This window comes from Mesorhizobium sp. M0028 (assembly GCF_040323855.1).
In the GTDB taxonomy this organism is placed as follows: domain Bacteria; phylum Pseudomonadota; class Alphaproteobacteria; order Rhizobiales; family Rhizobiaceae; genus Mesorhizobium.
In genome coordinates this window covers 106,013-114,765 of record NZ_JAMYVG010000019.1, presented here as the reverse complement: position 1 = coordinate 114,765, position 8,753 = coordinate 106,013, and the positions used below count along the sequence as shown (strand labels likewise).

Sequence of the window (8,753 nt, the reverse complement as noted above, 5' to 3'; positions counted from 1 at the left end):
AAGACGTCAAATCCCCCGCAAACAAGCGAACAACCGCCGCAACCCCGCCGCCGCAAGCTTTTGCTCATGACTGCCCAACAGGTCCACAAGGGGAGAAGGGAAGGTTTCTACGCATCCGCCCTGAACGTCTGCTTCTGGATACCCAGCCCTTCGATACCGAGCTCGACCACATCGCCGGGCTTCAGGAACACCGGCGGCTTCATGCCGAGGCCGACGCCGGGCGGCGTGCCGGTCGAGATGATGTCGCCTGGATGCAGCGACATGAACTGGCTGAGATAAGACACGAGATAAGCGACGCCGAACACCATGGTCTTGGTCGAGCCGTTCTGCATGGTCTTGCCGTTGACCGTCAGCCACATCGGAATGTTCTGCGGGTCCTTGACCTCGTCCTTGGTCACCAGCCACGGGCCGATCGGCCCGAATGTGTCGCAGGACTTGCCCTTGGTCCACTGGCCCTGCCGCTCGGCCTGGAAGGCGCGTTCAGAGACGTCATGTGCGACGCAGTAGCCGGCGACATAGTCCAGCGCCTCGGCTTCGGTGACATATTTAGCGGTCTTGCCGATGACCACGCCGAGCTCGACTTCCCAATCGGTCTTCACCGAGCCGCGCGGGATCAGCACGTCGTCGTTCGGCCCGACAATGGCCGAGCTTGCCTTCATGAAGATGATCGGCTCCGGCGGCACGGTTGCGCCGGTTTCTGCGGCATGGTCGGAATAGTTGAGGCCTATGCAGATGAATTTGCCGGTGCCGGCGACGCAGGCGCCGATGCGCGGTTTGCCGGAAACTGCCGGCAGCGATTTCGGATCGAGCTTCGACAATGACTCGAGCGATGCCGGGTCGATCGCCCTGCCGGCAATGTCGGTGACATGGGCGGAGAGGTCGCGGATCGTTCCATCCGCATCAAGGAGGCCAGGGCGTTCGCTCCCCGCCTCGCCATAGCGTAGCAGTTTCATGCAGTTTTCTCCCAGTTGCGACCAGAGGCCGTTTGCAAACTCGCTCCGCTGCGGCGAATGGCGTGGGTTTCGAGAACCGGAGCGGAGCGTACTTAAAGTACGTGAGCCTAGGCAAGCGCGGACGCCGCGCCAGGCGCCCGGCAGAATTGGATTTTCAGACTCCTAGATCGACCAGCCACCGTCGATATTATAGGCCTGCCCCGACGTATAGGTGGCACCGGCGAGATAGACGGCGAGGTCGGCGATTTCCTCGGGCGTGCCGAGCCGGCCCATCGGCTGACGGGCGATGAAGGCGGCGCGGGCTGCTTCGTAGTCGCCCTGCGCGTGCATGCGGTCGTGCAGCGACGGGCTTTCGACCGTGCCCGGGCAGATCGCATTGCAGCGTATGCCCTTGCCGACATAGTCGGCGGCAACCGATTTGGTCAGGCCGATAACGGCCGCCTTGGTCAGGCCATAGACGAAACGGTTGGGCACGCCCTTGGTCGAGCTGGCCAGCGACGCCATGTTGATGATCGAGCCGTCGCCGCGCTCAAGCATGCCGGGCAGCACGGCGCGGATGGTGCGGATCATCGAGCGGACATTGAGATCATAGGCAAAGTCGAGATCGCCGTCCTTCATCTCGAGGATCGAGCCGGAATGGACGAAGCCGGCGCAGTTGAACAGCACGTCGACGGCGCCGATCTCGGCAAAAGCGACGTTCACCGCCTCGTCGTTTAGGACATCCAGCTTGCGGGTCTTGATACCGGGGGTCTTGCCGAGGTCGGCGAGCACCACTTCGTTGATGTCGGTGGCATGGACGACGGCGCCGGCCTTGGCGAAAGCCAGCGCACTTGCCCGGCCGATGCCTTGCGCCGCCGCCGTGACGACAACGACCTTGCCTGTCAGATCCGCCATGCTTTTCTCCTCGCCCGTCTGTGATCGTTCGGCTTTTACCGGCACAAGGCCGGGGCGCAATGTGCCAGACGGGCACCACCATCCCGCCTGTTTCGATATTCGCCCTGCCGGCCAAATGTTTTTTCTCGGTAAAGAACATCTTTTGGCCCGTCAAGCCCGGACGTCCCTCCGGGACACTCAGTCGCCGTAGGGCACCCAGACGTTCTTGACCTCGATCGCACGGCGCAGCAAGGCATCGCCGGCTGCTTCGCCCGATGTCCAGTCAAGGCTGTGGCCGTTGCCGGTCCAGACACGCTTGAGATTGCCGATGGACTCGGCCTCCGCCTTGGCACAGGTCTCGGCATCGGCGAACATCCAGAGCCCGTCGACATCGTCGTGCTTGGCCAGCACGCCGGCCAGCTCGGCGCTACGGCCCGTAACGATATTGATGGCGCCCGCCGGAACGTCGGAATATTCGATGACCTGGTAAAGGTCGGTGGCAAGCAGTGGATATCGTTCGGACGGCACGGCGACCACGGTGTTGCCCATGGCGAGCGCCGGCGCAACCAGCGAGATCAGGCCGAGCAAAGGTGCGTTGTCCGACGCGACGATGCCGACGACGCCGACCGGTTCGTGCAGCGCCAATGTGACGGCACGGGCCGGCGGCTGGTGGACGCGGCCCTCGAACTTGTCCGCAAGCCCGGCATAGAGGAACAGCCGCTCGATCGATAGCTCGACCTCTTCACTCGCCGCCTTGGCCGTCGCGCCGGTGAGCTGGGTCAGACGGGCGGCAAACTCGTCGGCGCGGCCGGACAGGTTTTCGGCCAGATAGTAAAGCACCTGGCTGCGATTGTAGGCGGTCGCTTCCGGCCAGGCCTTGCAGGCGCGCGCGGCCGCGACGGCGTCGCGGATATCCTTGCGGTTGCCGAGACCGACCTCGCCGGCGAGCTTGCCCTTGGCGCTGGCGACGGCAAGGGAATAATTGCCGTCCGGCCGGACCTGCTTACCGCCGATGAACAGCTTTGCCGTGCGGTCGATGGCATCGCCTTCCGGGCGCTCGATGGGCTGGGCAGTGGCCACAGCCGGTTTGATGATCGGGCCGAGCGGCAGTTTTGCCGAGAGGTACTCGAACATGCCCTCGCGCCCGCCTTCGCGGCCGAAGCCGCTCTCGCGATAGCCGCCGAAGCCGCAGGCGGCGTCGAACATGTTGGTGCCGTTGACCCAGACGACGCCGGCCTTCAATTGCGGCGCGACGTGCAGCGCAAGATTGATGTTCTCGCTCCACACCGAGGCGGCTAGGCCATAGCGTGTGTTGTTGGCGAGCTCGACCGCTTCCTCGGTATTGCGGAAGGTCATGGTCGCCAGCACCGGCCCGAACACCTCTTCCTGGGCCAGAATGTTAGCCGGCGAAACACCTGTCGCCAGCGTTGGCAGATGGTAATAGCCCGAGGCGGGCAGTGCCGAGTCCGGCTGCCAGCATATCGCGCCCTGCTTGGCGCCTTCGGCAATCAGGCCCTTGACGCGGTCGAGTTGGGTCAAATCGACCAGCGGGCCGATATCGGTGTTCTTGTCGAGCGGGCTGCCGACGCGCAGCCGGCTCATCCGCGTCTTGACCTTGGCGATGAAGGCGTCGGCGATGCCTTCCTGCACCAGAAGGCGCGAGCCGGCACAGCAGACCTGGCCCTGGTTGAACCAGATGCCGTCGACCAGACCCTCGACGGCGCTGTCGAGATCGGCATCCTCGAAAACGACGAAGGCCGACTTGCCGCCAAGCTCCAGCGAAAGTTTCTTGCCCGAACCGGCGGTGGCCTTGCGGATGATCTTGCCGACCTCGGACGAACCGGTGAAGGCGATCTTCTGGATGCCGGGATGATTGACGATTGCCCCACCCGCTTCCGGCCCGCCCTGGACGATGTTGACGACGCCCTTCGGCACGCCGGCGCGTTCACAGATTTCGGCGAACAGGATCGCGGTGAGCGGCGTGAATTCCGCGGGCTTCAGCACCACGGTGCAGCCCGCAGCGAGCGCCGGCGCGATCTTCCAGGCCAGCATCAAAAGCGGGAAGTTCCACGGGATGATCTGGCCGACGACGCCGACGCCCTTATGGGCTGGAAAGTCCCTGTCCAGCGCCTGCGCCCAGCCGGCATGATGGATGAAATGACGGATCGCCAGCGGCACGTCGATGTCGCGGCTTTCGCGGATCGGCTTGCCGTTGTCGATCGATTCCAGCACCGCGAACAGCCGTTGGTGGCGCTGCATGGCGCGGCCGATGGCATAGAGCCCTTTGGCGCGTTGATAACCGGTGCTGGCGCTCCATTTCGGCAGCGCTTTTGTGGCGGCCGAAACCGCCGCATCGATATCGGCAGCACCGGCATCCGAGACCTTGGCCAGCAATTTGCCGGAGGCGGGATCGCTGGTGTCGAAGGTCTTTCCATTTGCAGCTGCTTTCCAGTCGCCGCCGATGAACAGGGCTTTCGAGAAATCACGGGTCGTCAGCCAGGCATCGGCCTCGTTGCGGGCCTCCGGCGCCGGGCCGTAATCCATGGCGTGATAGCGTTCGAGAATGTTCATGAAGCGCTCCGAATCACGCCATTGCGTGGCGATGATTGGCCGAGTAGTGGCCGGTCAGGTGATGCTCGAGCTGGCGCTCGATGTCGGTCAAAAGGCTCGATGCTCCGAAGCGGAACAGCTCCGGCTCCAACCACGGCCGGCCCAGCTCTTCTTTCATCAGCACCAGCCAATCGAGCGAGGCTTTTGCCGTGGAAATGCCACCGGCCGGCTTGAAGCCGATGAGATAGCCGGTTTCCTCGAAATAGGCGCGGATGGCGCGCACCATGGCAAGGCCAACCGGCAGTGTCGCGTTGACGCTTTCCTTGCCGGTCGAGGTCTTGATGAAGTCCGCACCCGCCATCATCGCCACCATCGAGGCGAGCATGACATTGCGCAGCGTGGCGAGGTCGCCTGTGCCGAGGATCACCTTCAGATGCGCCTCGCCGCAGGCGGCCCGCATCGAGACGATCTCGTTATAGAGCTCCTGCCATTTCGCCCCAAAAACCAAGCCGCGCGGGATGACGACGTCGATCTCGTCGGCGCCGTCGCGGACCGATGCTTCGATCTCCTGCAGACGCGTCGAAAGCGGGGCAAGGCCATGCGGGAAAGCCGTGGAAACGGCGGCGACACGGATGCCGCTGCCGCGCAGTGCTTCGACGGCAGTGGCGACGAAGGGATGATAGACGCAGACCGCCGCCGGACGGATGTTTTCACCGGCAATGCCGAGCCCCTCGGCAATGTCGCGGCGGAACGGGTTGACCGCCTTGGCACAGAGCCGGCGCACGCGCTCTTCCGTATCGTTCGAGTTCAGCGTCGTCAGGTCCATGCAGGCGACGGCGCGCAGCAGCCAGGCAGCCTGGTTATCGGCCTTGATCGAGCGTCTTTTGGTCAGGCTGGCGACGCGGCGTTCCAGCGCCGAGCGGTTGACGCTGCGCATCGATTCCATGAAGCCAAGATCGAGCCTCATGCCGGGATTGCGAGCAATAGCATGGGCCTGCGGCATCGGCGCATTGGCGGCGGCGCGCGCCGGCAGCGGCGTGATCTTGGACGTGCCGAGATCGGTTTCGCGGATTGTGCTGCTCATCTCCTGCCCCTTGTTCAGCGACTTATGCCGAAGATAGACCGTGAAGCAGCGCTTCACGAGTCCTTCAGGCGGTCATAGCGGAAAAAGACAGTCAAGGCAGCCGATTTTTGACCGTCCGGTCAAAATCAGGGTCTCAAAGCAGTGGACGCTGAACTGCCGCGTCTCAGCCGACGAAGGCGCGCTCGACTACGAAGCTTGCCGGATGATGCAGCGAGCCTTCCTGGAAGTCGAGGCTTTCGGCCAGTTCCTTCACGTCTTTCAGCATATGCATCGAGCCGCAGATCATGATGCGATCGGTCTCGGGATTGAGCTTGTCGATGCCGAGATCGGTGTAGAATTTGCCCGAGCCGATCAGCGCGGTGATGCGGCCCATGCGTTCGGACGTCTCACGCGTCGTCGAATTATAGAGCGTGACGCGGCCGCCGGTCAGTTCGCCGATCAGCGGGTCGTTCTCCAGCGCGGCCACCAGTTCCTGGCCGTAGATGAGCTCGGCATTGTCGCGGCAGGTGTGGGTCAGCACGACTTCACCGAACTTCTCATAGGTGTCGGGATCGCGCAGCAGGCTGGCGAAGGGCGCAATGCCGGTGCCGGTCGAGATCATGAACAGGCGCTTGGCCGGCGTCAGCGCGTCGACCACCAGCGTGCCGGTCGACTTCTGCCGCATGATGACGGTATCGCCGATCTGGATCTTCTGCAGCTCCGAGGTAAGCGGGCCGTCCGGCACCTTGATCGAGAAGAATTCCAGCTCGTCGTCCCAGGACGGGCTGGCGATCGAATAGGCGCGGAACACCGGCTTCTCGGCATTGGGCAGGCCGATCATGACGAACTCGCCGGAGCGGAAGCGCAGCGACTGCGGCCGGGTGATGCGGAACGAAAACAGCCGGTCGGTATAGTGCTTCACCGAGACCACGGTTTCGGCATAGACATTGGCCGGTATCGGGAACTGCAACGGCCGGGCGCCGACGGTGTTGAACGCGGATGTGGTGTTCATCAAACCTAACCTTCTGGGCCAGCTCAGCGCCGGGCCAAATTATCACCTGCGCGCCCGAACCGGTCAGGTTCCTGCGTGCCCTTGCACACTCCGAAGCGGTAAGCTCTTGTGTCCGGAATTTATTAGTATACAAACGATATTTGCGTCAAGACGTCGCCGTAAAACAGCTTTCCAAACTGAGGCATGTAAGCAGTTCGGGCATTTCGGGTTTCGACAATGGAACAGAATTTTTCGGCGCAAGCTCTGGATTCGAGGGGCAGCGTCGTCGCCGGTATCGATGTCGGTGGCACCTTTACCGATCTGCTTCTGATCGACGGCCGTGATGGTGGCCGGGTGCATATCGCCAAGACCCCGACCACGGTCGACAACCAGGCTTTCGGCGTCGTTGCAGCTCTTGGTGCCACCGGCTTTCGCGTGGACGGCATCGACCTCATCGTGCACGGCACGACGACCACAACCAACGCGGTGCTGGAGCGCCGGCTGGCCAAAACCGGCATGATCACCACGCGCGGCTTTCGTGACGTCATCGAGCTTGGCCGGCGGACACGGCCGCAAGCCTATGGCATGACAGGCGCCTTTGTGCCGATCATTCCGCGCAATCTGCGGCTCGAAGTGTCGGAGCGGGTCGAGGCCTCGGGCGCGGTGCGCATACCGCTCGACGAGGCCGAGATGCGGGCAGCGATTTCACAACTGATCGAAGCCGGCTGCGAATCGCTCGTCATCCATTTCCTGCATTCCTACGCCAACCCGGCGCATGAGCGGCGCGCGGCCGAGATCGGCGCCGAGCTTTGGCCGAACGGCTACATCACGACAGGCCATGCGCTGCTTTCGGAAGCGCGCGAATTCGAGCGCGGGGTGACCGCTTCGGTCAACGCCTCGGTGCAACCGATCCTCGAACGCTACGTCGAACGGCTGCGCAAGGAGCTGACGTCAAAAGGCTACGCCCGCGACTTCCTGATCATGAACGGCAATGGCGGCATGATATCGGCCCGCTTTGTCACACGTGAATCGGCCAAGACCGTTATGTCCGGCCCCGCCTCCGGCGTCATTGCCGCGGCCTATACCGGCAAGCGCGCCGGCTTCGAAAACCTGGTCACCTACGACATGGGCGGCACCTCGACCGACGTGGCGCTGATCCGCAAGGCCGAACCGGCGGTGTCGAACGAGATCGAGATCGAATATGCGATGCCGATCCACGTGCCGATGGTGGCGGTGCACACGGTCGGCGCCGGCGGCGGCTCGATCGCCCGCGTCGACGCGGCCGGCCTGATCCAGATCGGCCCGGAAAGCGCCGGCGCCAATCCCGGGCCGATCTGCTACGGCCGCGGCGGCTTGGAGCCGACCATCACCGACGCCAATCTGGTGCTCGGCCGGCTGGCGCCGAAAAAGCTGCTGGCGGTGGAAAACCCGGTCACCGTCGAACATGTCACGGGCATATTCGAGGACAGGATCGGGCGACCTACCGGCCTGTCCGGCATCGAGGCGGCGGGTGCGGTGCTGCGGCTGGGCAACATGAAGATGGCGGGCGCCATCCGCATGGTCTCGGTGTCGCGCGGTCACGACCCGCGCGATTTCGCGCTGTTCGCCTTCGGCGGCGCCGGGCCGCTGCATGCGACCGCCCTGGCGCGCGAGCTCGGCCTGCCGCGGGTGCTGGTGCCGGCGCGGCCGGGCATTACCAATGCGCTCGGCTGCGTCGTCGCCGATCTGCGCCATGACTTCGTCAACACGGTCAACCAGCCGGTGGCGGGGCTCGATGAAGCCCAGCTCCAAGCTATATTGGAACGGCACCGAAACGAAGGCGAAGAGTTGATCGGCAAGGAAGCGGTGAAGCCGGAGACGATCCGCGTCACGCATTCCGCCGACATGCAGTTCGTCGGCCAGACGCATATTATTAACGTGCCGCTGCCGTCGTTTGCGGTGACGCGCGAGGTCCTGCAGCAACTGTTCGAGAAGGCCTATTTCGCCCGCTTCAAGGTCGAGCTGCCGGAAATCCGCGCCAATCTGGTCAATCTCAACACCTCGGTGACCGGCGTGCGGCCGGCGATCGATCTGTCGCGGCTGATCGATCCGGCTGGCCGCGCCAAAACGCTCGAAGAGGCGCGGCGCGAGATCCGGCCGGTCTGGTATGGCGGGCGCTGGTACGACACGCCGGTCTACAGTAGGGAAAAGTTGCCGCTCGACGCCATCATCGAAGGCCCGGCGATCCTCGAACAGATGGATGCCACAACCGTGCTCGAGCCCGGCGACCGGGCGCGCTCGGATGCCGACGGCAACATCATCATCGACATTGGTGAGGCCTGAG

6 protein-coding genes are annotated in these 8,753 nt (G+C 63.8%); 1 reads left to right on the top strand and 5 read right to left on the bottom strand.

Annotation, left to right across the window (positions count from 1 at the left end):
• Nucleotides 1–107: 107 nt before the first annotated feature.
• The 5 genes from NKJ93_RS26425 to NKJ93_RS26405 form a co-directional block, all read right to left on the bottom strand.
• On the bottom strand, nt 108–953 hold the full coding sequence (locus NKJ93_RS26425) for a fumarylacetoacetate hydrolase family protein (protein ID WP_023720565.1): 846 nt from the start codon (nt 951–953) through the stop codon (nt 108–110).
• A gap of 162 nt (nt 954–1,115) precedes the next feature.
• A complete protein-coding gene (locus tag NKJ93_RS26420; protein WP_352495108.1) occupies nt 1,116–1,847 on the bottom strand; it encodes an SDR family oxidoreductase in 732 nt (243 codons plus the stop codon).
• Between the two features lie 177 nt (nt 1,848–2,024).
• A complete protein-coding gene (locus NKJ93_RS26415) occupies nt 2,025–4,397 on the bottom strand; it encodes an aldehyde dehydrogenase family protein (protein WP_352591991.1) in 2,373 nt (790 codons plus the stop codon).
• 13 nt (nt 4,398–4,410) lie between these two features.
• The gene (gene deoC / locus NKJ93_RS26410) at nt 4,411–5,460 is read right to left on the bottom strand and encodes a deoxyribose-phosphate aldolase (protein ID WP_031194457.1); all 1,050 of its coding nucleotides are present in this window, start codon (nt 5,458–5,460) and stop codon (nt 4,411–4,413) included.
• A 163-nt stretch (nt 5,461–5,623) separates the two neighbouring features.
• Nucleotides 5,624–6,451, bottom strand: a complete 828-nt coding sequence (locus NKJ93_RS26405) for a ferredoxin--NADP reductase (protein ID WP_352591988.1) — start codon at nt 6,449–6,451, stop codon at nt 5,624–5,626.
• Nucleotides 6,452–6,667: 216 nt separating this feature from the next.
• On the opposite strand from NKJ93_RS26405, the gene NKJ93_RS26400 reads away from it, so the two are divergent.
• Nucleotides 6,668–8,752, top strand: coding sequence for a hydantoinase/oxoprolinase family protein (locus tag NKJ93_RS26400; RefSeq protein WP_352591985.1), 2,085 nt, complete (start codon nt 6,668–6,670; stop codon nt 8,750–8,752).
• The last annotated feature ends 1 nt before the right edge of the window (nt 8,753 follow it).

What these genes read in the sequence shown, in the direction of transcription:
- NKJ93_RS26405 (WP_352591988.1), bottom strand. Translation starts at nt 6,451, where the DNA reads ATGAACACCACATCCGCGTTCAACACCGTCGGCGCCCGGCCGTTGCAG.
- NKJ93_RS26415 (WP_352591991.1), bottom strand. Translation starts at nt 4,397, where the DNA reads ATGAACATTCTCGAACGCTATCACGCCATGGATTACGGCCCGGCGCCG.
- NKJ93_RS26400 (WP_352591985.1), top strand. Translation starts at nt 6,668, where the DNA reads ATGGAACAGAATTTTTCGGCGCAAGCTCTGGATTCGAGGGGCAGCGTC.
- NKJ93_RS26420 (WP_352495108.1), bottom strand. Translation starts at nt 1,847, where the DNA reads ATGGCGGATCTGACAGGCAAGGTCGTTGTCGTCACGGCGGCGGCGCAA.
- deoC (WP_031194457.1), bottom strand. Translation starts at nt 5,460, where the DNA reads ATGAGCAGCACAATCCGCGAAACCGATCTCGGCACGTCCAAGATCACG.
- NKJ93_RS26425 (WP_023720565.1), bottom strand. Translation starts at nt 953, where the DNA reads ATGAAACTGCTACGCTATGGCGAGGCGGGGAGCGAACGCCCTGGCCTC.